At 40.0% G+C, this 24,325-nt stretch carries 24 protein-coding genes; 3 read left to right on the top strand and 21 right to left on the bottom strand.

Annotation, left to right across the window (positions count from 1 at the left end; all coding sequences use genetic code 11):
* Positions 1-872 precede the first annotated feature (872 nt).
* The 11 genes from ABIE66_RS11995 to ABIE66_RS11945 all read right to left on the bottom strand — a co-directional run bounded on the left by ABIE66_RS11995 (position 873) and on the right by ABIE66_RS11945 (position 13,890).
* Entirely contained in the window at positions 873-2,561 is a 1,689-nt protein-coding gene (locus ABIE66_RS11995) for a sigma-54 interaction domain-containing protein (RefSeq protein ID WP_370017029.1), read from the bottom strand.
* A 138-nt stretch (positions 2,562-2,699) separates the two neighbouring features.
* Positions 2,700-3,101 carry a MaoC/PaaZ C-terminal domain-containing protein gene (locus ABIE66_RS11990; protein WP_289324866.1) on the bottom strand — a complete coding sequence of 134 codons (402 nt, stop codon included), beginning with the start codon at positions 3,099-3,101 and terminating at the stop codon, positions 2,700-2,702.
* Positions 3,098-3,550 carry a MaoC family dehydratase N-terminal domain-containing protein gene (locus tag ABIE66_RS11985; protein ID WP_370014836.1) on the bottom strand — a complete coding sequence of 151 codons (453 nt, stop codon included), beginning with the start codon at positions 3,548-3,550 and terminating at the stop codon, positions 3,098-3,100. Before ABIE66_RS11985 ends, ABIE66_RS11990 begins: the two co-directional genes overlap by 4 nt.
* Before the next feature lie 18 nt (positions 3,551-3,568).
* Positions 3,569-4,333 carry an SDR family oxidoreductase gene (locus tag ABIE66_RS11980; protein ID WP_289324864.1) on the bottom strand — a complete coding sequence of 255 codons (765 nt, stop codon included), beginning with the start codon at positions 4,331-4,333 and terminating at the stop codon, positions 3,569-3,571.
* A gap of 20 nt (positions 4,334-4,353) precedes the next feature.
* Positions 4,354-5,529 carry an acyl-CoA dehydrogenase family protein gene (locus tag ABIE66_RS11975; RefSeq protein ID WP_289324863.1) on the bottom strand — a complete coding sequence of 392 codons (1,176 nt, stop codon included), beginning with the start codon at positions 5,527-5,529 and terminating at the stop codon, positions 4,354-4,356.
* Between the two features lie 26 nt (positions 5,530-5,555).
* Positions 5,556-6,707, bottom strand: a complete 1,152-nt coding sequence (locus ABIE66_RS11970; RefSeq protein ID WP_289316615.1) for an acyl-CoA dehydrogenase family protein — start codon at positions 6,705-6,707, stop codon at positions 5,556-5,558.
* 39 nt (positions 6,708-6,746) lie between these two features.
* Positions 6,747-8,348: a long-chain-fatty-acid--CoA ligase gene (locus ABIE66_RS11965; RefSeq protein WP_370014834.1), complete on the bottom strand. Its 1,602-nt coding sequence runs from the start codon at positions 8,346-8,348 to the stop codon at positions 6,747-6,749.
* 330 nt (positions 8,349-8,678) lie between these two features.
* On the bottom strand, positions 8,679-11,123 hold the full coding sequence (gene parC, locus ABIE66_RS11960; RefSeq protein ID WP_289324860.1) for a DNA topoisomerase IV subunit A: 2,445 nt from the start codon (positions 11,121-11,123) through the stop codon (positions 8,679-8,681).
* On the bottom strand, positions 11,113-13,098 hold the full coding sequence (gene parE, locus ABIE66_RS11955) for a DNA topoisomerase IV subunit B (protein ID WP_289324859.1): 1,986 nt from the start codon (positions 13,096-13,098) through the stop codon (positions 11,113-11,115). Before parE ends, parC begins: the two co-directional genes overlap by 11 nt.
* A 215-nt stretch (positions 13,099-13,313) precedes the next feature.
* Positions 13,314-13,481 carry a hypothetical protein gene (locus tag ABIE66_RS11950; protein WP_370014832.1) on the bottom strand — a complete coding sequence of 56 codons (168 nt, stop codon included), beginning with the start codon at positions 13,479-13,481 and terminating at the stop codon, positions 13,314-13,316.
* Position 13,482: 1 nt separating this feature from the next.
* Positions 13,483-13,890: a CoA-binding protein gene (locus ABIE66_RS11945; RefSeq protein ID WP_370017028.1), complete on the bottom strand. Its 408-nt coding sequence runs from the start codon at positions 13,888-13,890 to the stop codon at positions 13,483-13,485.
* 509 nt (positions 13,891-14,399) lie between these two features.
* On the opposite strand from ABIE66_RS11945, the gene plsY reads away from it, so the two are divergent.
* Positions 14,400-14,987, top strand: coding sequence for a glycerol-3-phosphate 1-O-acyltransferase PlsY (plsY, locus tag ABIE66_RS11940; RefSeq protein ID WP_289316620.1), 588 nt, complete (start codon positions 14,400-14,402; stop codon positions 14,985-14,987).
* Positions 14,988-15,040: 53 nt separating this feature from the next.
* Here the strand turns inward: plsY and ABIE66_RS11935 are convergent, their stop codons facing one another.
* Complete coding sequence (locus tag ABIE66_RS11935) at positions 15,041-16,339, bottom strand: protoglobin domain-containing protein (RefSeq protein WP_370014831.1); 1,299 nt, start codon at positions 16,337-16,339, stop codon at positions 15,041-15,043.
* A gap of 330 nt (positions 16,340-16,669) precedes the next feature.
* On the opposite strand from ABIE66_RS11935, the gene ABIE66_RS11930 reads away from it, so the two are divergent.
* The gene (locus ABIE66_RS11930; protein ID WP_207438196.1) at positions 16,670-16,813 is read left to right on the top strand and encodes a YycC family protein; all 144 of its coding nucleotides are present in this window, start codon (positions 16,670-16,672) and stop codon (positions 16,811-16,813) included.
* Positions 16,814-16,875: 62 nt separating this feature from the next.
* Here the strand turns inward: ABIE66_RS11930 and ABIE66_RS11925 are convergent, their stop codons facing one another.
* Together ABIE66_RS11925 and ABIE66_RS11920 are read right to left on the bottom strand one after the other, a co-directional pair.
* Positions 16,876-17,040 carry a hypothetical protein gene (locus ABIE66_RS11925; RefSeq protein ID WP_370014828.1) on the bottom strand — a complete coding sequence of 55 codons (165 nt, stop codon included), beginning with the start codon at positions 17,038-17,040 and terminating at the stop codon, positions 16,876-16,878.
* A 278-nt stretch (positions 17,041-17,318) separates the two neighbouring features.
* Complete coding sequence (locus tag ABIE66_RS11920) at positions 17,319-17,807, bottom strand: NUDIX hydrolase (RefSeq protein ID WP_289324855.1); 489 nt, start codon at positions 17,805-17,807, stop codon at positions 17,319-17,321.
* A gap of 88 nt (positions 17,808-17,895) precedes the next feature.
* Here ABIE66_RS11920 and ABIE66_RS11915 point away from each other — a divergent pair, with 88 nt between their 5' ends.
* Positions 17,896-18,192: a HesB/YadR/YfhF family protein gene (locus ABIE66_RS11915; protein WP_370014826.1), complete on the top strand. Its 297-nt coding sequence runs from the start codon at positions 17,896-17,898 to the stop codon at positions 18,190-18,192.
* A 37-nt stretch (positions 18,193-18,229) separates the two neighbouring features.
* Here ABIE66_RS11915 and ABIE66_RS11910 read toward each other — a convergent pair whose 3' ends face one another.
* The 7 genes from ABIE66_RS11910 to acnA form a co-directional block, all read right to left on the bottom strand.
* Entirely contained in the window at positions 18,230-18,523 is a 294-nt protein-coding gene (locus ABIE66_RS11910; protein WP_289316624.1) for a hypothetical protein, read from the bottom strand.
* A 25-nt stretch (positions 18,524-18,548) separates the two neighbouring features.
* Entirely contained in the window at positions 18,549-18,980 is a 432-nt protein-coding gene (locus ABIE66_RS11905) for an acyl-CoA thioesterase (RefSeq protein ID WP_289316625.1), read from the bottom strand.
* Positions 18,981-19,126: 146 nt separating this feature from the next.
* The gene (gene tlp / locus ABIE66_RS11900) at positions 19,127-19,372 is read right to left on the bottom strand and encodes a small acid-soluble spore protein Tlp (protein ID WP_289324853.1); all 246 of its coding nucleotides are present in this window, start codon (positions 19,370-19,372) and stop codon (positions 19,127-19,129) included.
* Between the two features lie 64 nt (positions 19,373-19,436).
* Positions 19,437-19,580 (bottom strand): acid-soluble spore protein N, encoded by a 144-nt coding sequence (locus ABIE66_RS11895; protein ID WP_057275900.1) that lies wholly within the window; start codon positions 19,578-19,580, stop codon positions 19,437-19,439.
* Positions 19,581-19,719: 139 nt separating this feature from the next.
* A complete protein-coding gene (locus ABIE66_RS11890; RefSeq protein ID WP_289324852.1) occupies positions 19,720-19,848 on the bottom strand; it encodes an FbpB family small basic protein in 129 nt (42 codons plus the stop codon).
* Between the two features lie 708 nt (positions 19,849-20,556).
* Positions 20,557-21,090, bottom strand: a complete 534-nt coding sequence (locus tag ABIE66_RS11885) for a TlpA disulfide reductase family protein (protein ID WP_370014824.1) — start codon at positions 21,088-21,090, stop codon at positions 20,557-20,559.
* 203 nt (positions 21,091-21,293) lie between these two features.
* The gene (acnA, locus tag ABIE66_RS11880) at positions 21,294-24,005 is read right to left on the bottom strand and encodes an aconitate hydratase AcnA (RefSeq protein WP_370014823.1); all 2,712 of its coding nucleotides are present in this window, start codon (positions 24,003-24,005) and stop codon (positions 21,294-21,296) included.
* Positions 24,006-24,325 lie beyond the last annotated feature (320 nt).

The following is a 24,325-nucleotide window of genomic DNA, read 5'->3' as shown; positions in this document are numbered from 1 at the left end:
GTAAAAACCAAATGTATGGGTTCCATATGGGTTATCCATCATTCACTTTTGACTGAAAAAATCATTTCTGAATCAGTAAAAGAATCAGAATGAAGAAATAAAAAGACAAGTATCTAAAAATACCCTTCACAACTACATTTATTTCTCGCAATAGGAGGTAATCATGCACAAAAAGCAACATTAAAAACGAAATTTTTTCGGGGGTAATTTTTGATATGAACAAAATATGTGGTAATTATCTATCTGTTGTTCTTGTAAAGAAGGCTCCTTACCAAGTTGAGGTAGTTTATTCATGAAAAGAATATTACTTCGTTATTCAGTAATGAGTTCTATGTTTCTTACTGATGTTGGTATCTCTGATGTGATGAAGTTAGAACTCAGTACTGTTCAATAGAAGCCCATGACCATGAGGTACGGAGACATTAAATTACAGTGCATATGGGGGGAGATTAAGTATTGAGCATCTCAAAATTCCAAGTTGAACGTTTCTAGAGTATATACAAGGGTTGCCAAAGACAAATATTGGTTGGAGACTACTTATTGAAAAAAGAAGGTGATTTCATGATTGTATATATTCTGGATAATCTTGCTAACACAATAATATTTTTCCTTATTTATTTGAATATTAGAAAAAAGTAAATAACAATCTTTAATAAGGCAATTCCCCCCATCCCGTCTACTAGATAGCAAGTCACCCATCTTATTAGATGGATAAAACTACATTTCTTTCATCTGCGATGGATCTATAAAATTTTTCCCCTTCCAAGTACTTAACTCCATGTAATTTTTCGCCTATCCGGTATTTAGTCAAAAAAAATGCACCTCCCATTGTTGGATGGTGTCCAACAATGGGAGGTGCATTTCATACTTACCTATTCTTTTCCACTGACCTTCAATCGATATTTTTTAAGTTTCCGCACAATTGTTGCCTGGCTGGAATCAAGGGCTTCTGCGATTTCATATGTAGTTTGGTAGGTTTGAGCCGCTTTCGTCAAGATTTCCTTTTCGGCTCTTTCCACCGCTTCCTTTAAAGTTAGGGAAGAATTACGGTTGGGCTGATTCCGATTTTCCGGCTGATATTCTTCTGGAAGGTCGTTAATCGATAATAAATGATTATCCGTCAGTACGACGAGCCTTTCCACTATATTAATCAATTCACGGACATTTCCTGGCCAATCATGTTGATAAAAGTATTCCTTCAGCCTCGAATCTATTTCTTTTGAGAATTTATATTGTTCGTTTGCCTTTGTTAAAAATAGGTCAATCAATGCCAAGATATCTTCTCTTCTTTCCCTTAGGGGAGGAATCGTAATCGGAATGACATTCAGCCTATAAAAGAGGTCTTCACGAAAATCGCCCGATTTGACCATTTCCGATAGATTCCGGTTCGTGGCTGCGATTATGCGAACATCGATTTTCTTTGGCTTTGTACCTCCGATTCTTTGAATCTCCCTTTCCTGAAGGGCCCGAAGCAGCTTCACTTGAAGTTGCAGGGGAAGCTCACCGACTTCATCCAAGAACAAGATCCCACTTTCCGCCAGCTCAAACATCCCTGGTTTACCTTTTTGATTGGCACCGGTAAATGCCCCTCCTTCATATCCAAAGAGCTCGGATTCCAATAAATCAGCAGGAATTGCCCCACAATTTATTTTGATGAAATCTCCTTTTTTAGATCGGATGCTCCGATTATAAATATTACGGGCAAGGACATCTTTTCCAACGCCCGTTTCTCCTAAAATGAGTACGGTCGCATCAATATCCGATATTCTTTCAGCAATCTCATAAATCATTTTCATCTTATCACTGACGAATACGACGCCATCCTGGCTTGTTATCTTCCGCAGTTTTTCAATTTCCTGCTTATATTGATTATTCAATTCATTAACTTTCGTCAACTCATGCATCAGTTCATTTAAATCTGATAAATCTCTTATATTCGTAACGACTTGCTCTATTTCCCCTGCCGCATTAAAAACGGGACTTCCTGTAATCAATGTTTCTTTTCCAGCAAAATTATCCTGTACGACTGATACCGTTCGTCTCAGCTTCACTACCTTATGCGTCACCGAAGCATTCAGGATGCCGCGCTTAATCAATTGGTCCACCGACTTGCCTATATAATACTCTTTTGGAATGCCAGTGATCCGTTCAATTGCCGAATTGGTATAAAGGGTGATTCCATCTTGATCGGTGATGTATATCCCATCATAGGAATTTTCGATAATGGCATCCAGAGCGCGATTCAACTTATCCGTTTCATGAGCATCAATCAATAAATCATCCAAAAATTGTGTTTCTCTGCCTATATATAGAATATTGTCAGTATCCATTTGTTTCATCAATAAAAATAAATACCGTTTATCACGCAGCCTTGCAGCTGCAAGCCTTTTATTATCGAGAAATTGCCACTCATCGAATTGTTCGGTTAATATTTTATTACCATTCTGACCTAACAATTGATTAAAATAATAGCCCCAATCCTTTATCCGGTTTGCAGAATCCACGACTAGTGCAGGAAAGGTCCACTCTTTGAGCAAATTAAACTGAGAATCCTGTTTCACTTGATTCAATACTATTCACCGCCGCAAAAAGAATTCTTTTTAAGTACAATTCTGGATAAAATTCGAAATCCCTTTAAAATTGTCGAATTTCGTTCCTAAAAAAAGTAGTGATGAAATAACTTTCATCACTACTTTCCCTTAGTATGCCTTAAAAATAACCTCTCCACTGATCGCTTCCTTACCTGACTGGTTAGTGGCCGCTACATTGAAAAAATATCTATCCCCACTTTTTTCTTTTAGATCGGCTTGAAGAGTTATGACATCATTCAAGAAAACCATACCTTTGAAACGAATCTTGTATTCTTCGATAAATCCGATTTCATAAAGATTACTGAAAATCTTTGCGAGGTTTCCCATCGTCCACATTCCATGTGCGATGATACCGGGAAGACCAGCATTTTTTGCTTCCTCATCAATCGTATGAATGGGATTGAAATCACCTGATGCACCAGCGTACTTAATGAGATCCAAACGCGTTACAGGTTCAAGCTCAATTGAATGTAACGAGTCACCAATATGAAGTTCGGTTAATGTCGTCACTTACTCATCACCATCTTTCTGATCGTTTCATTGATAATGACAAGCTGTTCAGCAGTGAAGACAATTTCCCCATCCGCATCCGTCCCATAATTTTTAAAGGCTAGAAATCCCATTTCCCCTTGTTTTCCCTTTTTCTCATAATAGTCTTTCACTTCCGTATAACAGGTGATTTCTTCCCCTACCTTCAGCGGCCTGTTGTAGCGATATATCTGCTCGCCGTGAATCAACCCTTTATTCGGGAGGTTTAAGCTTTCGATCGTCCCAAAATCAAAAACCCTTGGGAAAGTTGGTGGTGCGATATTCGTTCCATACCTTGATTGCCTGCCTATTTCTTCATCGATGAAAATCGGGTGGGGATCACCAATCGATAATGCGAATTTTTTAACGGCACCCCGTTCAACCATATTTTTAACGGGTTTGGATCGTTTTCCAATACTTTCGTTGAACATAACATCCCGCCTTTTCCCTTAATTTTTTGGACCGCCTGCGACATATAAAACCTGCCCACTAATGAATGAGGATGCTTCATCAGCAAAGAATGCAACAGCATGAGCAATATCACTTGGCAAACCGCTTCTAGCAACAGGAATACTGTTTGCCCTATCCTGGATGAATTGTTCAAAACTCACTCCCACCCGCCTGGCTGTTTCTTTCGTCATTTCGGTTTCGATAAAACCTGGTGCGACCGAATTAGCCGTTATTCCATATTTTCCAAGTTCGATCGCTAGTGTTTTTGTTAACCCCTGAAGCCCGGCTTTTGCAGCTGAATAATTAGCCTGCCCACGATTCCCAAGGGCGGAGGTGGATGATATATTGATGATTCTTCCGTATTTATTTGCAACCATATGCTTCTGGGCGGAACGTACTGCATTGAAGGTACCCTTTAAATGCACATCCATCACCGTTTGCCAATCTGAATCGGTCATTTTAAAAAGTAGATTATCTCGGATGACCCCCGCATTATTCACGAGGATATCAAGGGAGCCGAATGTGTCGGCTATTTCTCTAATGGATGCTTCCACTTCTTCGGAATTGACCACATTGGCCACTTTTGTAAAAATGGTGTAACCCTTATCCCTTAATTCATTTCCTGTTGATGTCAAAACCTCTTCGTTGATATCGATAATGGCTACATTTGCGCCTTCGCTTGCAAATAGTTCGACGATCGCCAGGCCAATCCCTCTGCTTCCACCCGTAACTAAAGCCGTTTTCCCTGTAAATCTCCCTGTCATAATCGTTTCCTCCTAATCTATTATAAGAATTGTCCTAATTTAACATGTCCCTTAATCAAATTTCGGGAAATGATCATCCGCTGTATTTCATCCGTGCCATCATAAATCCTCCAAAGCCTAGCCTCACGGTACCAACGTTCAATAGGAAGCTCCTTCGTATAACCCATGCCACCGTGTATCTGCAATACGCGATCAACGACCCGATTCCCCATATTCGCTCCATAGAGTTTAGCCATTGAAGCTAAATGGCGATTGTCTTCTCCATTATCAAGTGTGAAAGCTGCATTCAAAACAAGCCATCTTGCAGCTTCGATTTCTACAGCCGAATCAGCAATCTGCCATTGAATGGCCTGTCGCTCAGCAATCGGTTTACCGAATGTAACACGTTCTTTAGCGTATTCTATAGCCATTTGCAGCAATCTTTCTGCAGAACCGACAGCGCGCGCCCCCACAATCCATCTTGCAAACCCAATCCATTCCAAGCCTAGTTTATAACCGCCATGCACTTCCCCTAAAATGTTTTCTTCAGGTACCCTGACATTATCAAAAACCAAACCGGCCGGTCCCCATTCTCCCATCGTATTGATATATTCTGATCTCCAGCCCATATCACGGTCTACAATGAAACAAGTTACCCCTTCCGTTCCGGTTGCTTGATGACTTTCTTTGTCGGTTACAGCAATGACCATGACGAAATCGGCATCGTTTCCTCCTGTAATGAAAGTTTTTTCCCCGTTAAGCACCCATTCGTTCCCTTCTTTTACTGCCGTCATTTTAATATTTCGCGTATCGGACCCTGCTCCCGGCTCCGTCATGGCAAAACAGGACTTTTTCTCCCCGTTAATCGTAGGGATCAGATATTTCTTTTTCTGTTCTTCATTACCATAATAAAGAATATTGTCCGCCGAACCTCCAAAGCTGAATGGTACAAACGTTTTTGATACTTCCATCAAGACAATGGCCATCATAAGCTGTCCTAAGTCTGCCCCACCAAATTCCTCCGGAGTATTGATGCCCCAAAACCCAGCTTTTTTTGCTTTTTCCTGTAATTCTTTTAATGTCCCCTCTGGTAAACTAGGTTTTCCAGCCATTTCATTCCGTAGTACTTCATTTTCCAAGGGAATCAATTCATTTTCCACAAACTTGCGTATTGTTTTTTGTACCATTTTTTGTTCATCCGATAATCGTAAATCCATTTTAACCCCTCCACTTTCCAATTAGACTAGTTTTGATATTTTCTCTTCAATTGCCCAGTAATGATATTTTTTTGGATTTCGGATGTGCCTTCATATATTCTAGTGATTCGGGCATCCCGATAGAAACGTTCAACTGGATAATCCTTCATGTATCCCATCCCGCCATGAATCTGAACGGCCTTATCAGCGACACGATTATATACTTCTGAACCATACAACTTAAGCATTGCCGCTTCTTTAATGATTTTTTCTTTCTGATCGACCATCCATGCGACACGGTATGTGAATGAGCGAAGTGCTTCTATTTCCATTGCCATCTCGGCAATCATATGAGATACGGCTTGATGATCAATGATAGGAACATCGAATTGTTCACGTTCAGTGGCATATTTAGTAGATAGATCCAGCAGGTATTGACAGGACCCCAAATTTCGTGCCGCAAGGCCTGCCCGGCCATTTGCAAGGATTTTCAATGCATTTACATACCCTTGACCAACGTCCCCCAGTACATTTTCAGCCGGAACCTCGCAATCTTCAAAAACCAATTCGGCCGAATGTGAGCCTCGTAGTCCCATTTTCCTTTCCAGGCTACCAACTCTAAAACCAGGAAAATCCTTTTCTACTATGAATGAAGTGATTCCTTTTGCCCCTTTATCTTTGTCCGTTACGGCCATAACTGTAAAAATATCCGCTACATCTGCATTCGTTATATAATGCTTAGTCCCATTTAGGATATACTTATCGCCACTTTTGACAGCCGTCATTTTGAGATTCGTCGCATGGGACCCCGCTGCAGGCTCAGTTAAAGCAAATGCGCCAATTTTATTACCGCTTGCCATATCTGGAAGATACTTTTCCTTTTGCATTTCATTGCCCATTTCAACTATCCCTACTGTCCCTATACCTGTGTGGGCCCCAATCAGAGTGGTATATCCATTATGTGTTTTGCCGATTTCCTCATATAAAGCACATTTCCCTACCATTCCGATTCCGAGCCCACCATACTTTTCCGGGATACTAAGTCCGAATAACCCGATTTCCTTCGATAAATTAATGATCGATTCCGGTATATGATCTTCATCCTCTATCTGCATGGAAAAAGGATCGATTTGCTCTTCGATAAACTGTCTTATATTTTCTTTTAATAGCAGGATGTCTTCATCTAAGCGAAAGTCCATTTGCATTCCCCTTTATCTGCGAATTGATTGTTAACGCTTTCATATTTTATCCGAATAAGCGATATGTTTTTCTTGAAGCTTGCGTTTCAAGATTTTACCGACCGCTGTCTTCGGAAGTTCACTTTCAAATGTGATTATTTTTGGGACTTTAAAGGCAGCGAGCTGTTTTCGGCAATAATCTTTCAACTCGTTTTCAGTTATCCTTTCACTTGGCTTTAAAACTACCGCAGCATGTACCGTTTCACCGCGATATTGATCGGGAACGCCAAAGACGGCAGCTTCAAGAACCTTAGGATGGCTGTAGAGAATATCTTCAATTTCAATTGGATAAATATTGAATCCGCCTGCGATGATCATTTCTTTCTTGCGTCCCACAATGTAAAAGAAGCCATCTTCATCCATCTTGGCAATGTCACCGGTATGAAGCCATCCGTTTTGAATCGTATTTCGCGTCTCTTCAGGCATGCCCCAATAGCCTTTCATTACCTGTGGACCCTTTATGACCAATTCACCTGGTGTATCAACCAAGAGGGATGGTTCTCCTGTAATACTGTCAAATATGGCGGCATCAGTATTCTGTAAAGGAATCCCGATACTTCCAGATTTCTGGAGACCGCTAACTGGATTTCGGTGAGTGACTGGTGACGCCTCGGACAGGCCATAGCCCTCTGCAATCTTTGTTCCACTCAATTCGTTAAACCTTGACAATACATTCAATGGCAATGGTGACGAACCTGAAACGCAAGATTTCAATGTATGCAAATCAAATGGTTGGGACTGGTAATATTGTAATAAAGCAATATACATCGTTGGTACCCCTGGAAAAATGGTCGGTTTAAGTTTATTGATAATATCGACGATTTCCGTCACCTCAAACCGGGATACAAGAATTAATTCTCCACCATTATAAAATGTCAGGTTCATCCCTGAAGTCATCCCGTAAACATGAAATAATGGGGAAACTCCAAGTACCCTTTCCTTCCCCTTTTGAGTATTTATTCTTGAAGCAGCTGCACTTTGCAGCGTATTCGCAACGATATTACCATGGGTTAGCATCGCCCCTTTAGAACGCCCTGTCGTTCCTCCTGTATATTGGAGAACGGCGACATCTTCGGAGGGTTCAATCCGCACTGTGAAATCCGCCTCTGTTACTGATAGCAGCTTTTTTATCATTTCACATTTACCTTTTTCCAGAGACACACACAACATCTTTTCAACATCGGTTTCAGCCATTACGGCTTCAACTATTGGCAATAATTCGTCGAGCACAATGATGAGCCTTGCACCTGAGTCTTTCAGGACATGTATTAATTCGTTTTGCTTATACATCGGATTGATTTGGACAACTATTGCTCCATTCAAAAGAGTTCCGAAAAAACCAATCGGATATTGGGGGCAATTAGGAAGCATAAGAGCCACACGATCCCCCTTTTTAATCCCTTCATCAGCAAGCAAGCGGGCACATTTTTTCACTAAGTTCCCTAACCCTGAATATGTATACCTTTGCTCCATGAACGTAACCGCTGTTTTATCCGAATATTGTTCGACTGATTGATAAAATAGTTCTGTTAAAGACATTTCAGGAATATCAATCTCCATTGGATTTCCGGGCGGGATATGCTTTTTCCAAGGTCTATCCATTGGTCCTCCCCTTTCTTCATTCAAAAAATAAAGAAGTCATACTAACAATATGCAAGGAGTGTGCCAAAAATAAATCGTTATGTTATGTAGATTCTGTTAATATTAAAATTCAAAATTGAATTATTTGTTGTCCCATTAGAAATATACGGCTCGCAATGCTAGGATTTAAAATTGACTCAATAAGTCATTTTTGACTTAAAAGGTTACTCTCGTAAAAGGACTCAACCTGTAATGGGGATATGCGGGGATTATTTTCTTATAGGACTGTTCTTTTGTAAAAAAAATAAAAAGGGATGCTGATCATGATCAGCATCCCTTTAAAAAAATGATTCACTGCTCTATGGCGGAGTCATCTTCCAATGATATCTTCCACAGTTCTTTCGCTTTTCCACTAACCGTTTCATCAAAAACAAATGATCCATTCGTGTATCGATCATGATTCTTTAATGAAGCGGCGTGGATCGTTTCAATGGTTCCCTTTTCGGAAAGAATGAATAGACTATCAGTTTTGTTGATGGTATCAAATCCAATGACCCTATGAGGATTCGATTTCAATTCCCTCAAGACCACGACACCGCGTTTTGCCCGGCTCGTTTTCTCAAACTCGGTTAATTTCATTTTCTTGATGGCTCCGCGCTGGGTAACGATAAGGATTGATTCTTTACTATCCTTGGCTAAAACCTTACCACCAATGACATAGTCATCCTCTTTCAAATTAATCCCTTTGACTCCTGCTGCCCGGACACCTACAACACTTACTTCTTCTTCATCAAACCATAAACCATAGCCATTATGCGTGACTAGGAAAAGGTCTGCCTGTCCATCGGTATGATGGACATCGACCAGTTCATCATCACCTTTTAAATTGACACCGACCAGTGGTTTTGAATGTCTCTGGGCTTTGTAGGAAGCTATTTCAGTCTTTTTCACCATACCATTTTTAGTGATGAACACTAAGAATTGCGGCAGGGTGAAATCTTTGATAGGAATCGCTTTTATGATTTGTTCTTCCCTGTCGATAGGTATGATGTTCGCGATATGCTGACCGGTTTCCTTCCAACGAATATCAGGAAGCTGATGAACTGGACAATAGAGGAAGTTTCCTTTTGATGTGAACAGTAACAGGACATCTGTCGTATTCATCTCCAGCCTCTGGAGCAGGCGATCGGAATCCTTCATGCCAAAATCAAGACCGCCTGATGCTGCATAAGACCGTAATGAAGTCCGTTTGACATAGCCTTCTTTCGTCACGGTCACCATCACATCTTCACTCGCAATCAAGACTTCAAGATTAATTTTGATTTCTTCAATTTCTTTTTCGATTTTGGAACGCCGGCCGTCATCAAAACCTTTTTTAATGAATCGAAGTTCTTTTTTTATAACTTGAAAAAGAACTTTTTCACTGCCAAGAATCTTGGTCAATTCCTCAATTTTGTTCTTCAATTCCGCTGCCTCTGCTTCAAGCGCTGTAATATCCGTATTTGTCAGCCTATATAACTGTAAGGAGACAATGGCTTCAGCTTGAGCTTCTGTAAATGCGAAATTAGCGATGAGATTATCTTTGGCATTCCGTTTATCTTTAGAGGCACGGATTACAGCGATGACTTCATCCAATATAGATAAAGCCTTCACTAAACCATCGACAATATGTGCCCTGTCATGAGCTTTTTGCAACTCATAACGGGAGCGGTTCACGATTACCTCTTTACGGTGATCGATATAAGCATCTAGCATTTTTGGCAGGCTCATCAATGTCGGCCGCTTTTTATAAATCGCGACCATATTAAAATTGTAAGCAATTTGAAGATCGGAATTTTTATATAAATAATGCAGGACGCCATTGGCATCCGCTTCCTTTTTCAGTTCAATGACGATACGCAGTCCTGTACGGTCCGTTTCATCCCTTACTTCAGCGATACCTTCCACTTTCCGGTCAAGACGGAACTCATCCATTTTCTTAACAAGGTTCGCTTTATTGACTTCATAAGGGATTTCAGTGATGACGATTTGCTGTTTGCCGCCGCGAATCGTTTCAACTTCCGCCAACCCGCGAATGATTATTTTCCCTTTACCTGTTTCATAGGCTTTACGAATGCCTTCAATTCCTTGAATGATACCGCCTGTAGGGAAATCCGGCCCCTTAATGACCGTCATTAAGTCAGCGACTGTCGCTTCTGGCTTATCGATTCGCATAATGGCAGCATCAATGACTTCACCTATTTGATGTGGCGGGATTTCAGTGGCATAACCGGCAGAAATTCCTGTGGATCCGTTTACAAGCAAGTTAGGAAACATCGCTGGCAAAACAATAGGTTCTTCCGAAGTATCATCGAAGTTCGGTACAAAATCGACCGTCCTTTTTTCAATATCTCGTAACATCTCGGAGGCAATCGATGATAGCCTTGCTTCTGTATACCTCATCGCAGCAGGCGGATCACCATCAATACTACCGTTGTTTCCGTGCATTTGAACCATGACCTTTCGCAGCTTCCAGTCTTGGCTCATCCGGACCATTGCCTCATAAACAGATGAATCGCCATGAGGATGATAGTTACCAATTACATTACCGACCGTTTTTGCAGATTTCCTAAATCCTTTTTCCTGTGTATTTCCTTCTACATGCATCGCATACAATATCCTGCGCTGAACTGGCTTTAATCCGTCCCTTGCATCCGGCAGTGCCCGATCCTGGATAATATATTTACTATAACGCCCGAAGCGGTCCCCAATTACCTCTTCTAGCGGCAAATCTCGAAACGTTTCTTCAAATACCATCGTTATTGACCTCCTCTTCAATCGACATATTTTCATTATCTAAAATATTCGATTCCTCTTCGAGACCAAAAGCGACATTGGCTTCAATCCATTTACGGCGCGGTTCGACCTTATCTCCCATCAACGTTGTCACTCGTCTTTCTGCACGGGCACCGTCATCGATCTTCACACGTATCAATGTCCTAGTTTCCGGGTTCATGGTGGTATCCCATAATTGATCGGCATTCATCTCACCCAGCCCTTTATAGCGCTGAATCATATAGCCTTTCCCTACCTTGTCTATCGCTCCCTGAAGTTCCTCGTCGCTCCAAGCATATTCAATGACTTCTTTCTTCCCGGTCCCTTTACTCACTTTATATAAAGGGGGCAAGGCAATGTAAACCTTTCCTGCCTCTATCAACGGCTTCATATAGCGATAAAAGAAAGTCAGCAGCAGCACTTGGATATGGGCACCATCCGTATCGGCATCAGTCATGATGATAACTTTATCATAGTTGGTGTCCGGCGTATTGAACTCCGCCCCGACACCTCCACCGATAGCATGGATGATCGTATTTATTTCCTCGTTTTTAAAAATATCCGCTAGTTTTGCCTTTTCCGTATTGATAACTTTACCCCGTAATGGCAGTACTGCTTGGAATCGGCGATCGCGCCCTTGTTTTGCGGATCCTCCAGCAGAGTCCCCTTCCACGAGATATAATTCATTCCGTTCGGGATTTTTCGATTGAGCTGGTGTCAATTTCCCTGAAAGGATGGCGTCAGATTTTTTCCGTTTCTTTCCGCTTCTTGCATCTTCACGGGCTTTGCGCGCAGCTTCCCGGGCCTGGAACGCTTTAATCGCTTTTTTAACCAATAGTGTACTCGTGGTCGGATCTTCTTCAAAAAAGTAGGCTAAGTGCTCTGACACGATGGAATCGACTGCAGAACGGGCTTCACTAGTTCCAAGCTTGCTCTTGGTTTGTCCTTCGAATTGAAGAAGTTCTTCTGGGATACGAACAGAAATTATTGAAGACAAGCCTTCACGTATATCGGTACCTTCGAGGTTTTTATCTTTTTCCTTCAATAGCCCCATTTTTCTGGCATAATCATTAAATGCCCGTGTCATGGCCGTTTTTGCGCCAATCTCATGGGTGCCGCCGTCTTTTGTTCGAACGTTATTTACAAAGCTTAAAATATTTTCTGAATACCCATCGTTGAATTGAAAGGCGAGATCGACTTCTATCCCATTTTGTTCCCCTTCTAAGCTGACTACACTATGGAGGGTCTCTTTTTCCTCATTTAAGTAATCCACAAACGCTTCAATTCCATTTTCATAGTGAAAAGTTTCATTATGGTCGTTTCGTTCATCCGTCAAATCTATCTTCATGCCTTTTAAAAGAAAAGCTGATTCGCGAAGACGCTCACATAGGATATCATAATTGAACGTTGTCACCGAAAATATTTTTGGATCGGGCTTGAAGTGGATTTTGGTACCAGCTTGATTGGTTTTACCGATTTTCTCCAGGGTGGTTTCCGGCTTGCCGCCATTGAAAAAACGTTGTTCGTAGATGAACCCGTCCCTTTTGATCGTCACGACAAGCCATTCAGACAACGCGTTAACGACCGAAGCACCAACCCCATGAAGGCCTCCACTCGTTTTATAACCGCCTTGTCCAAATTTACCCCCGGCATGAAGAATCGTCAAAATGACTTCAGGCGTCGGTTTACCCAATTTATGCATACCGGTAGGCATTCCACGGCCTTTATCTGACACACTTACACTGTTATCTTTATGTATTTTCACACTAATTTGGTCTCCATATCCAGCCAAAGCCTCATCTACGGAGTTATCGACAATCTCGTACACTAAATGATGAAGTCCGCGTGCATCAGTACTGCCGATATACATACCGGGACGTTTTCTGACCGCTTCGAGTCCTTCCAGTACCTGAATTGCATCATCATTGTACTCGATTGTTTTTACTTTCTTTGCCACAGAAATTCCCCTTTCCTTACTAAACACAATTTCCGGGCCAAATCATACTGCAATGAAATGACTCACTAGCTTAACAAATTCATTCATACGTTAATATCATATAAAAAGTATAATACTTTCACGAACAAAGAACAAGTGTTCTATTTTTTTCGTCCCTTTTATTAGCGTTAGCACCTTTGTTTGGAACTGGTCACTTTTTTGAAAACGTATCATAGCTACCTTTCTAATTGTAGCGGTAAATTTTCATTTGGCAAATATACTTTTACTATTTTAATCAAATTAAGCTTAAATGGCTTAAATTTGCCCTGAAGCTCAATCCCCACTATTTCTCTGGTTGAGACACTGCCATCCTTAAAAAAGAGCGGAAGTTCCGCTCTTTTCATTTTACTTAGTAAGGGCGTGTTCGACTTTAATGCATCGATTCATGATGACAGTATATCCTTTTTCTTTTAAAAAATTATAGGCTTCTTCATTTTCCACCCCTAGCTGTGCCCAAAAGATATCAGCATCGATTTCTGCAAATTCCTTGGAAATCTCTGGAAGGAACTCTGAACGGCGGAAAACATTGACGATATCAATGTGCCCTTCAATATCTTTCAGGGCTTTTACAGCCTTGACACCTAGCACTTCAGATACAGCAGGGTTTACCGGGATGATTTCATAACCGCTTTCCTGCATGGCCTTTGATACCATATAAGAAGTTCGCTCAGGGTTATTTGATAAACCAACGACAGCGATGCGCTTTGATTTTTTCAACATCTGACCCATTTCTTCTCTGCTTGGATTCTCCATTATTCTTTTCAATCCCCTTTATAATAAAGTGTAATATTTGCATATAGAGTATTCCTTAACACGGGTATTATTTAAGAGAAAAGCTGTTTATTACCTTTATTAAGAAAGACCATTATACAAGAAAGAATATGTTTCGAAAAGGTGTGACCCACTTAACTTATCTTAACTGTCTTTCTGTTCATACAGACTACCACGTATTGTAATAATTTATACAAAGAGGCTTCCATCAATTTATATTCACGAAAATAAGGAAGCGTAAACCTTTAACCCTTCATGAACTTAACGTATATCAAAAGATATAAGATCATCAAGGAAAATTCATTTTTTCAGTGGATTTTTTTTTGGACAGCCGTACCATTTTGTCACGAAAATGTTACAATAAGAGAAGCTTAACAGGTATTTTAAGGCTGTTTTTAGCTATTTCTACACGTTTATTTTTGAAAAAAGGAATAATCAGCTTCTTAAACGTGATAAAAAAGAAGATTTTTCTTTAAAGAAAGGGTCATAGAATGTTTACATTTATCACTCTACTGTCAGCCTACCTGATCGGTTCGATTCCTTCCGGTTTAATAATAGGTAAAACCTTTTACAAAATCGACATTCGGGAGCATGGCAGTAAAAATCTAGGCGGCACAAATACCTTCAGGACACTAGGTGTCAAAGCAGGGCTTACCGTTACCATCATGGATATACTTAAGGGTACCCTAGCAACGTTTCTTCCGTACTTGTTAGGCGTGGAAATGCATTTATTGCTAGCCGGCGTTTTTGCAGTCATCGGTCATATGTTTCCCATTTTCGCTAACTTTCGTGGCGGGAAAGCGGTGGCAACTTCAGCTGGTGTCATTCTTGCTTATGAACCATTGTTTTTTGTCTTTGCCGTTATCATATTCTTTATATCCTTATACATATCCAAATATGTCTCGCTTTCTTCCATGATTGCTTCTCTACTTGCTCTCATCTACAGTTTAGTGTTTCATGCCGGGGATTGGCCGCTTATTATTGTAATCGGTATATTAACGATTTTCATTTTTTACCGGCATCGTGCAAACATCAAGCGGATTATCAATAAAACTGAACCAAAAGTAAAATGGTTGTAAGAGGATCATAATGTCCATCGAAATAAGCCCTTATGAACGGGCTTATTTCCATTCTACAGTTGATTTGCCGTGTTATTCAGTATACTGGCATGCCCTGCCACCTTTTCCGTAGAGTTTCCGATTTCCTGGATGACTGATACTAATTCCTGAATTGTCCTTTCCATTTCATTTGAATCCGTTATATTCCCTTCGATCACTCCGATTATTTCATTGAAGGCCTTTTCGGTTAACTCAGATTCTTCCTCTCCTGCTTGAACGACCGCCTTGACCCTTTGGACTGATTCAACAACTTCTTTCATATATTTACCGGAAGTATGGACGATTGCATCTATTTCAGTGATTGAAGTTTTAGTCTGTTCAGCAAGCTTCCTGACTTCATTCGCAACAACTGCAAATCCTTTACCATGTTCACCTGCACGTGCTGCCTCGATGGCTGAGTTCAATGAGAGTAAATTTGTCTGGTCGGCTATCCCCTGTACAAGCTTTACAAACTCGGTAATGGTTAGGAAGGATTGGTTTAACAAACCGATGTTTTCATCAACATTTTTCATGAATATAACAAGGTTTTGTATCTTTTCCGTCATGATCTGCATACGATCCTGACCCTCTTCAGCTATCGTTCTTGAACGAAGTGATAGATTAGCACGCATTGCGATCTGCGCTTTGACAAAATGCCCATTTTCTATCAATTGTTTAACGGATACATCCGTTTCTTTACTTAATAATAGTACTTCTTCACTAATCAATGAGATTTTCTTTTTCACTTCCTCCTTGATTTCTTTGTATTTATTTTCCCTTGCTTTTAAATTTTCCGCTTCATAGGCTTCAATGACTAACTGCTGTTCGAGATTGAGTATTTTTCCTATCGCTGATATCAATGCACGCTGCTCTTCTTCATTCTTGGTTTGCTCAAAGACAATCTTTTGCAAAAAATTCTGTACATTTTGAAAACCGGATGAATACCAACGTGGCTCTAATCCAATTCGATAATGAGTCTTCGCCACCTTCGTTCGCAATGCAACAAATTCATCGTCGATCACACCATTGAATAATGATAGCATATGAGAAATTAACGTTTTTCTCAATTTTTCCACTGTACTGTGCTCCGTGATTATCCCTTTCAATTCCGGAACCTGCAGAATCGTTTGGTAAAAGGAATCCACAACACTTTCGACCTTAGGTTCGATTGCCTCCCTAAAAGCATGAATCAGCTTTAAATCGAATTCTTTTAAATCAATGATATTTACCTGAAGTCTCACCTGTTCACTGCTTACATCCAATATACCATCCGTCTCTTTTGCCTTTTGCAGCCAGATTGCTTTTTCCGGCTTAGCTTTCGTGAAAATCCCCATTTCCTAATCCCCCTGATCATGTAATTCGCGATAAGGCCAATCTTAACCATCAAATCAACATGAATCTTTGTACCCGTTTTATTTATATTAAATAAAAATACATGAATTACAAATGGTATTTATAGTCCATACGAACTACCACTTATCCTATTCTGCCTTCAACCACACTCTATGTCAAGGTAAAATATACTGAAAATTCTTACGATAACTTCCATTCATATGTAAAGCATGGATTTTATTTGATCGAGAAATGGTCAAGTAAGGATTGTATAATTGTAGAACAAAGGCTACACTGGAACTAGCTAATAACCATCGATAGGAGAAAGTGCCATGAAGCCATTGCAAATATCACCGGAAACGGCATTAAAGTTATCCAAGTCGCTTAACTTGCCTTTAGAGCAAATCATGCATATGCCTACCCCAATCTTGCTGAGAAAGCTTGCAGAAGCTGAAGCAAAAGAAAATACAAAATAGCTGCAGGAATCTGCAGCTATTTTTGTGTGTCCATATGTTTTGGAAACGACCTTACTGATTAGTTATTGAAATCCGTTCCATTCCTTCCATTGTTCGATCCTTCTAAAGAATCCCACAAGTCTTTTTAATTTCTCTTTCTCTTCCCGCCTTTTTAAAGCTGGGTAAAGCATCCCTTCTTTATAATGTAAATAACCATCACTTAATAACTGTTTGAGCTTTACAATCATCTCATACCCTTACATATCCTTTTAGGCTAATAATGATAATAATGAAAGCAACACCATATCCCTACTCCCTTTTAACAGCTCCGTTTTCCGCAAATCAGCAGCATTCACTATATAAGGTAATTAAATAGATGGTATTATCGCTATATCTTCATACCATATAGTTTTTCGGTTTTATCCTTTTTATATGATATATATCTTCCTTTGAGTACTCCTATGCCACTTTTTGATATATAGCTTACTAATCGGAATACGGCAAAAAAACCGCACATGGGCGGTTTTCAAATGGTGAGAGTCAATTCTTTTGCCAAATCAGGCAAAGGCTTCTTTTTGACGGATATTAAGTGTTCATTTTCATAGATACAGGCAAATTCCAGTGGTGGGTCATCCTGTAAAATATCTTTTAGATAATACTTTATATTGGACACCACTTCATCTGCCTCCATAACCCATTGATATGGCTTCCAGGCAAGTTCTCCTTCATCACAGGCATCAAGCACGCCCCCGGCATCTTCAGCTCGGTAAACATACATTCCACCCGTTTGATTCCATGTCACAATCCCTCGAAAGGCCAACCCCTTGACCTTCAATCCAGTTTCTTCAAGAATTTCGCGCTCCATCGATTCATCGATGGTTTCACCTTGTTCTAATTTCCCACCTACTCCATTCCATTTATGCCTATTCGGATTCTTTTTGCGAAATAGCATCAACACTTCAACTTCGTTGGATATTTTTCGAGTTATGAAACAAATATTATATATGATCTCCATTGTTGTTTCCTTTCTAAAACGCACATTATTCGCATCTACTTCATAATTACTTTATACTTAAATAACGAACCTCAGGAAGGAGAATTTTATGAAACTTACCATTTCCGATCAAGCAGCTAAGTGGTATATTGATGAACTGGGGCTTCAAGAAGGCTCTCATTTGCGCTTTTATGTAAGATATGGTGGACATAGTTCCGTCCAAAGCGGCTTTTCATTAGGTATCATGCAAGAAGAACCAGAAACTACAGGAGCCGTAACAACATTGAATAAGATTAATTTCTATGTAGAAGAGAAAGATATCTGGTACTTTGATGGCCATGATTTAATTATTACCTTTAACGAAAAACTGTCTGAACCTGAATTTCACTATGAAAAAAGTGCTTGACAATGCGCAGCGGTGTAAACTGCTGTTTTTTCTTGTTTCAATCGAGCAGACGCTCTTTAATTTCTTCTGCCTCAAGAATTTCCTTTTGCTTGTCCCCTAGAAGATCGAAATGAGAGTAACCATCCTTCCTGTGGTGAATCCACTCTTTTTTAAGGCCATATTTCTTACCCCACTCCGATAAACGCCCTAAATCTTTGCAGCCCACTTTTGTAACCGTCTTGCAACCAGGAAATCGGTCATCGATCCAATAATGAGTTAAAAAAGCTATTTGGCCTTGATCGATTCGCTGTTTCCAGGTTACGACGTCTACCCGTTTAATCCCAAAAGCCATTTCTTGATCACCTCAATAATTGTTATTAAACCAATTCATCCTGCTTTTTATTTTTTTCATAGGCCTCATGCCAATCAGGAAACATGCGTTTAATGGATATCGGGCGGAAGCTCTCCTTTTTAACGCAAACGTGAGAAGAATGACCTGTAGCCGCCACTTCATTTTTCCCATTAACGATCTCATATCCATAAATGACCCGTAAGCCGTCATACTTTTCAATCCAGGTTTTAACCTTTACCTTATCACCATATCGGACAGGGGTTTTATACGAAGCCTGAATATCCATAACAGGTGAGAGGATACCATCCGCTTCCATATCAGCATAATAAAAACCTAAATCATTTATCAATTTTGTCCTGCCCAGTTCCATCCATATAAAATAATTCGCATGGTAAACGACACCCATTTGATCCGTCTCTGCATACCGCACTTCAATTTCGTTTTCTGCTATGAACATTTTGTTTCCCCACTTTCATGTCTATTGCAATAAACATTTTACCATAATAACTATTCAAATTTCATTTAAGCTGTTTCAACGGTCTGCTTCGCAATATAAAGAAGGGGAGAAAGATTTCGCGCCTCTTTCTCCCCATTACCCATTTGCTAAATATTATCGTTACTATAACCGCTTTCCCGTGCTTCTTGCTCTTCTTGCATTTCTTCCTTCATCCCATCAATGCTCTTTCTTCTTCGTTCATTTTTGTCCTTAATTGCCTCTTTTTCCGCCCCTGAAGAGAATGATAACGTTTCATTTGCTGCGACTATGTTTTCTTCTGTATTTTGAATCGCATCTTGAATTTTTTCAACATTATCCAAACGGTTATCCTGATTGTGCTTATATGAGCCCATCAATTTCACCTCATGTTATTTTGTTTACATAATATTATTACGATTACTTTATAAAATCCCTTGATTACTCACCTTTAGTTTGAATGACTTGAGGATGTTTCCCTGATTTGTCCTGCATTTTCTTCCCGTTATTCCCACCTGCTGCTATTGGTTGTGTCCCCAGATGGCTTGGTCTAAAGTGTTTGGAATCTTTTTTTGGATTACCCATTCTATCGCCTCCTTCTCTTATCATGGATATAAATGAGGAAATTCATGAATGCCAGTTTTTGAAAAATCCAAAAAAAAGAGCCAGCACTTTGAAGGGACCTTCATGGCACTGACTCTTATTTCGAAATATTTTGCAAAACTTATTCAGCCTTTTGCATATGTTTTTTTTCAAGACGTTCCTCAAGTCTTTCCATTTGTTCCAGGTCCATCAGCAATTCTTTTTTGTTTTCTTTAATTAATTCTTCAAATGTCCTTTTTCTTTTTTTCATGGTTTTCACCTACTTATTTTTAGTATATTATTCAGCATTGCCAAATTAATGTAAAATTATGACTATATGGTTGCAATCCATAAATTGTCATAATTATCAGATTTTTATTCCGATAAAAAATCCATTACTACACTCTCTATACTTTAACCCTTTTTTCATGAACATTAACCATATTTTTTTAATTTTTTTGATTTTTCCATTAACTTTTGACAACTTTGTTAACATTACAAAAAACGGAACCTCATAAAGGTTCCGCTGGAGCATATTCAATCTCGAAGAATATTGAGTTTACCTAGAGTTTGTTGAAGAGAAATCCGCTCCCTTTCCGCCGACTTTCTGCCTCGCCGCAAGCGTCTGTGGGGTCTTGGCTAGCCAGCTATTCAGAAGGAGTGTCGCAAATATTATTCAATCTTGTGAGGGTTTATTTCAACCCATTTAAATCAGAAAAGGTCATGGAGTAGAACCAAATTTTGATTTAAGTAATAATCCCCTCGAGGTAACCAATATGATAATATCCAATGATACCAAATGAGATCCTCGCTTTAGACTATATTGTGTCCCCGAACCATGTATCCGAAAAATGGAAGCTGCCATTGATTTTTCTTTCATTTATGATTGCGTAGTCAAAGAATCGTGAAAGTGGTTTGGGATATGACCATTCCAAGCCACCTTTTGTAGACAAACTAACAGAACCTCAAAAAGGTTTCGCTATTGCATGCTATTGATGTTACGTTCCATATCTTTAAGTTGCATGGCTGAAATTACCTTGTTCCTGATAATGCCTTTTTTGTCGATGAAGTAAGTTGTCGGAATACTAAGAATCTTATAGCGCTCATTCACTGGATTTTTTGCACTTTGACTATCCAGCGGTATGGTAAAAGTAATTCCATTATTGTCTACAAAGGATTGTACATCATTTTCCGGGTCTATATTGACAGCAAGAACAACAACATCATCACCCGCTTGTTGTGTATATTTCTCCATATCCGGCATTTCCTTCTTACAAGGCGGGCACCACGTTGCCCAAAAATTCAGCATTACCTTTTTCCCCTTATAATCCGATAATTCAACTTGTTTCCCATCCAAAGTTTTCAGGGAGAAATTCGGTGCTTTAGCTCCAATTTTCAATCCGCCCAGTGAATCTTTTTCATCATTTTCCTTCGGTTCATTATCCATCGCCTGCACGATCGCTATCGTAAAGAGTGACAGTAAGACAACCGAGGCAATAATTTTTTTAAGCATACTCGTCCCCCTAGTCCCATCACAATAAAAATATTAGTCCATTTCCAGAAATAGAACTACTTCCGTATTCCATCTTATCAATAAATGGACAGTCGGAAAAGTAAAATTCCTATCATCTTATCATGTTATCCCCTGTTTTCATAAACTTGACACAAAAAAAGCGGTAAACCTATCAAGTAGGTTTACCGCTTCCTAAGCAGAAATTAGCCTTTTAATTTATTGCGTAATACCATTTGAAGGATACCACCGTGACGGTAGTAATCGATTTCGATTTCGGAATCGAAACGAACAAGTACATCAAATTCTTTTACGTTTCCAGCTTCATCAGTAGCAGTAACTGTTACGATATCACGTGGTTTAACCGTTTCGTCGATTTTAACTGCAATCGCTTCTTTACCTGTCAATCCAAGTGTTTCAGCGTTTTCGCCTTCTTTGAATTGAAGTGGAAGAACACCCATTAACGCAAGGTTAGAACGGTGAATACGTTCAAAGCTTTCAGCGATGACTGTTTTGATGCCAAGAAGGTTAGTACCTTTCGCAGCCCAGTCACGAGAGCTTCCCATACCATAGTCTTTACCAGCGATGACTGCAAGACCTGTTCCATCAGCTTTGTACTTCATACAAGCATCATAGATAGCCATTACATCGCCTGTTGGCCAGTAAGTTGTGTATCCACCTTCTGTACCTGGAGCAACTTGGTTACGGATACGGATGTTTGCGAACGTTCCGCGCATCATCGCTTCGTGGTTACCACGACGAGAACCGTAAGAGTTAAAGTCACGCGGTTTTACACCGTTTTCACGTAGGTAGATACCAGCTGGTGTATCTTTACCGATTGCACCTGCAGGAGAAATGTGGTCAGTTGTAACTGAGTCACCGAATTTACCTACTACACGCAAACCGGAAAGTGGGTTAACTGAACCTGGTTCTGGTGATAATCCTTCAAAGAATGGAGGATTTTGAATATATGTTGATTTAGAATCGAAAGCATAAATCGCTTCGTTGCTTGTTTGGATTTCATTCCAACGTTTGTTATCGTTGAATACTGTTTCGTATTCTTTACGGAATAATTCCGGTGTAACTGTTGCTTTAACAGCAGCGTTAACTTCTTCTTGTGATGGCCAGATATCAGCAAGATATACATCGTTACCATCTTTGTCTTTACCAAGTGAATCATTGTTAAGATCGAAGTCCACAGTACCAGCAAGTGCATATGCAACAACCAAAGTTGGAGAAGCAAGATAGTTTGCTTTCACTAGTGGATGAATACGACCTTCAAAGTTACGGTTACCGGAAAGTACTGAAGTTACTAGAAGATCTGCTTCAGCAACTGCTGCTTCGATTTCGTCCGCCAATGGACCTGAGTTACCGATACATGTTGTACAGCCGTAACCAACTACGTTGAATCCTAATTGATCAAGGTATGGTTGAAGACCTGCATCACGAAGGTAACCAGTAACAACTTTAGAACCTGGTGCCAATGATGTTTTTACATACTCCGGAACAGTCAAGCCTTTTTCAACTGCTTTTTTAGCAATAAGACCTGCTCCAAGCATTACGTACGGGTTAGAAGTGTTCGTACAGCTTGTGATTGCAGCAATTGCAATCGCACCTGTTTTCATTACCGTTTCTTTACCATCGGCAAATTTAACAGTTACTTCTTTATCCAATTCGGAATTGTCCATGCCAAAACCTTGGTTGCCCATAGGTGCATTGATAGCGTCATGGAAAGATGATTTCATTTGAGAAAGTGGAATCAAATCTTGCGGGCGTTTAGGGCCTGAAAGGTTTGGTTCAATTGCTGAAAGGTCGATTTCCACAACATCATTGTATGCTGGATCTTCGTTTTCAGGAGAGTAGAACAATCCATTTTCTTTGCAGTAAGATTCAACCACTTTAATTTGTTTTTCATCACGGCCTGTTAAACGCATGTAATCGATCGCTTCTGCATCAACAGGGAAGAAACCAACTGTAGCACCGTATTCAGGAGCCATGTTAGCGATTGTTGCACGGTCAGCAAGTGGAAGGTATCCTACTCCAGGGCCGTAGAACTCAACAAATTTACCAACTACGCCGTGTGCACGAAGAACTTGTGTCACTTTCAATGCAAGGTCAGTAGCTGTTGTACCTTTAGGAAGTTGGCCAGTCAATTTAACTCCAACTACTTTTGGAACCGGGAAGTAAGAAGGTTGTCCTAGCATGCCTGCTTCTGCTTCGATACCGCCGACACCCCAACCAAGAACACCAATACCGTTGATCATTGTAGTATGTGAATCTGTACCGAAAACAGAATCAGGGAACACTTCAAAGTCACCGTTTGGAGTTTCAACAGCATGAACCACGTTCGCAAGGTACTCAAGGTTAACTTGGTGAACGATACCAGTTGCCGGTGGAACTGCACGATAGTTGTTGAATGATTTTTGAGCCCAGCTTAGGAACTGATAACGCTCTGCATTACGTTCGAATTCAAGATCCATATTGGCATCAAGGGAATCCATTGTACCTGCTTTATCAACTTGTACAGAGTGGTCAATTACAAGGTCAACCGGAATTTCCGGGTTGATTTTGTCTGGATCTCCACCAAGTGCTGCGAAAGCATTACGTAAAGAAGCTAAATCCACAACAACTGGAACACCAGTGAAATCTTGTAGGATTACACGTGATGGCTTGAACGGAACATCTATATCTTGTTGCTCGCTTGTTCCCCATTTAGCAAGGTTCGCAACGTGTTCTTTTGTGATAACTCTTCCGTCTACTTGGCGAAGTACCGCTTCAAGTAATACTTTGATGGAATATGGAAGGCGTGATACTTGGCCATCCCCTGCTGTTTCAATAGCGTCTAGGCTGTAGTAGTTGTAGCGTTTTCCTTCAATTTCAAAGGACTTACGCGCTTGGTATACGTCATTTTTCGTCATGAATATTACCCCCTATTAAACTGTCAGAACTTATTCTGCACATAAAAGTAAAACCTGGTTCACTGAAACCATGTTTACTATAAATATAAATAAAAAAGTTAGTTTGTCGAATTTTCTCTCTCTTCTCCCACCCTAACTCTTCCTTCAACTTAATACTAATATAGAAATGAGTATAAGTAAATAACAAGAAAGTTATTGTTTTTGATAAGTTTCTCTTATAGAAAAAAATCCCCCACATGTTAAAGTGCATTTAGGAAGCCTTACTAACGTGCTTTTCATTGAAAATACTACCATTTATGACCTGATAAATTATACCAGTA

It is taken from the genome of Peribacillus sp. B2I2 (genome assembly GCF_041261685.1).
In the GTDB taxonomy this organism is placed as follows: Bacteria; Bacillota; Bacilli; order Bacillales; family DSM-1321; genus Peribacillus.
Note: the sequence above shows the minus strand (reverse complement) of the source record. Positions and strands in the feature narration are given on the sequence as shown.

Excerpts from the sequence above, each read along its gene's own strand:
- ABIE66_RS11895 (WP_057275900.1), bottom strand. The coding sequence starts at position 19,580 with ATGGGTAATCCAAAAAAAGATTCCAAACACTTTAGACCAAGCCATCTG.
- ABIE66_RS11945 (WP_370017028.1), bottom strand. The coding sequence starts at position 13,890 with ATGGAGAATCCAAGCAGAGAAGAAATGGGTCAGATGTTGAAAAAATCA.
- ABIE66_RS11980 (WP_289324864.1), bottom strand. The coding sequence starts at position 4,333 with ATGACAGGGAGATTTACAGGGAAAACGGCTTTAGTTACGGGTGGAAGC.
- ABIE66_RS11985 (WP_370014836.1), bottom strand. The coding sequence starts at position 3,550 with ATGTTCAACGAAAGTATTGGAAAACGATCCAAACCCGTTAAAAATATG.
- ABIE66_RS11965 (WP_370014834.1), bottom strand. The coding sequence starts at position 8,348 with ATGGATAGACCTTGGAAAAAGCATATCCCGCCCGGAAATCCAATGGAG.
- plsY (WP_289316620.1), top strand. The coding sequence starts at position 14,400 with ATGTTTACATTTATCACTCTACTGTCAGCCTACCTGATCGGTTCGATT.
- ABIE66_RS11930 (WP_207438196.1), top strand. The coding sequence starts at position 16,670 with ATGAAGCCATTGCAAATATCACCGGAAACGGCATTAAAGTTATCCAAG.
- ABIE66_RS11920 (WP_289324855.1), bottom strand. The coding sequence starts at position 17,807 with ATGGAGATCATATATAATATTTGTTTCATAACTCGAAAAATATCCAAC.
- ABIE66_RS11970 (WP_289316615.1), bottom strand. The coding sequence starts at position 6,707 with ATGGACTTTCGCTTAGATGAAGACATCCTGCTATTAAAAGAAAATATA.
- ABIE66_RS11890 (WP_289324852.1), bottom strand. The coding sequence starts at position 19,848 with ATGAAAAAAAGAAAAAGGACATTTGAAGAATTAATTAAAGAAAACAAA.
- ABIE66_RS11905 (WP_289316625.1), bottom strand. The coding sequence starts at position 18,980 with ATGTTCATAGCAGAAAACGAAATTGAAGTGCGGTATGCAGAGACGGAT.
- tlp (WP_289324853.1), bottom strand. The coding sequence starts at position 19,372 with ATGGGCTCATATAAGCACAATCAGGATAACCGTTTGGATAATGTTGAA.
- acnA (WP_370014823.1), bottom strand. The coding sequence starts at position 24,005 with ATGACGAAAAATGACGTATACCAAGCGCGTAAGTCCTTTGAAATTGAA.
- parC (WP_289324860.1), bottom strand. The coding sequence starts at position 11,123 with ATGGTATTTGAAGAAACGTTTCGAGATTTGCCGCTAGAAGAGGTAATT.
- ABIE66_RS11910 (WP_289316624.1), bottom strand. The coding sequence starts at position 18,523 with ATGGCTTTTGGGATTAAACGGGTAGACGTCGTAACCTGGAAACAGCGA.
- ABIE66_RS11915 (WP_370014826.1), top strand. The coding sequence starts at position 17,896 with ATGAAACTTACCATTTCCGATCAAGCAGCTAAGTGGTATATTGATGAA.
- ABIE66_RS11925 (WP_370014828.1), bottom strand. The coding sequence starts at position 17,040 with ATGATTGTAAAGCTCAAACAGTTATTAAGTGATGGTTATTTACATTAT.
- ABIE66_RS11950 (WP_370014832.1), bottom strand. The coding sequence starts at position 13,481 with ATGAAAAGAGCGGAACTTCCGCTCTTTTTTAAGGATGGCAGTGTCTCA.
- ABIE66_RS11975 (WP_289324863.1), bottom strand. The coding sequence starts at position 5,529 with ATGGATTTACGATTATCGGATGAACAAAAAATGGTACAAAAAACAATA.
- ABIE66_RS11885 (WP_370014824.1), bottom strand. The coding sequence starts at position 21,090 with ATGCTTAAAAAAATTATTGCCTCGGTTGTCTTACTGTCACTCTTTACG.
- ABIE66_RS11935 (WP_370014831.1), bottom strand. The coding sequence starts at position 16,339 with ATGGGGATTTTCACGAAAGCTAAGCCGGAAAAAGCAATCTGGCTGCAA.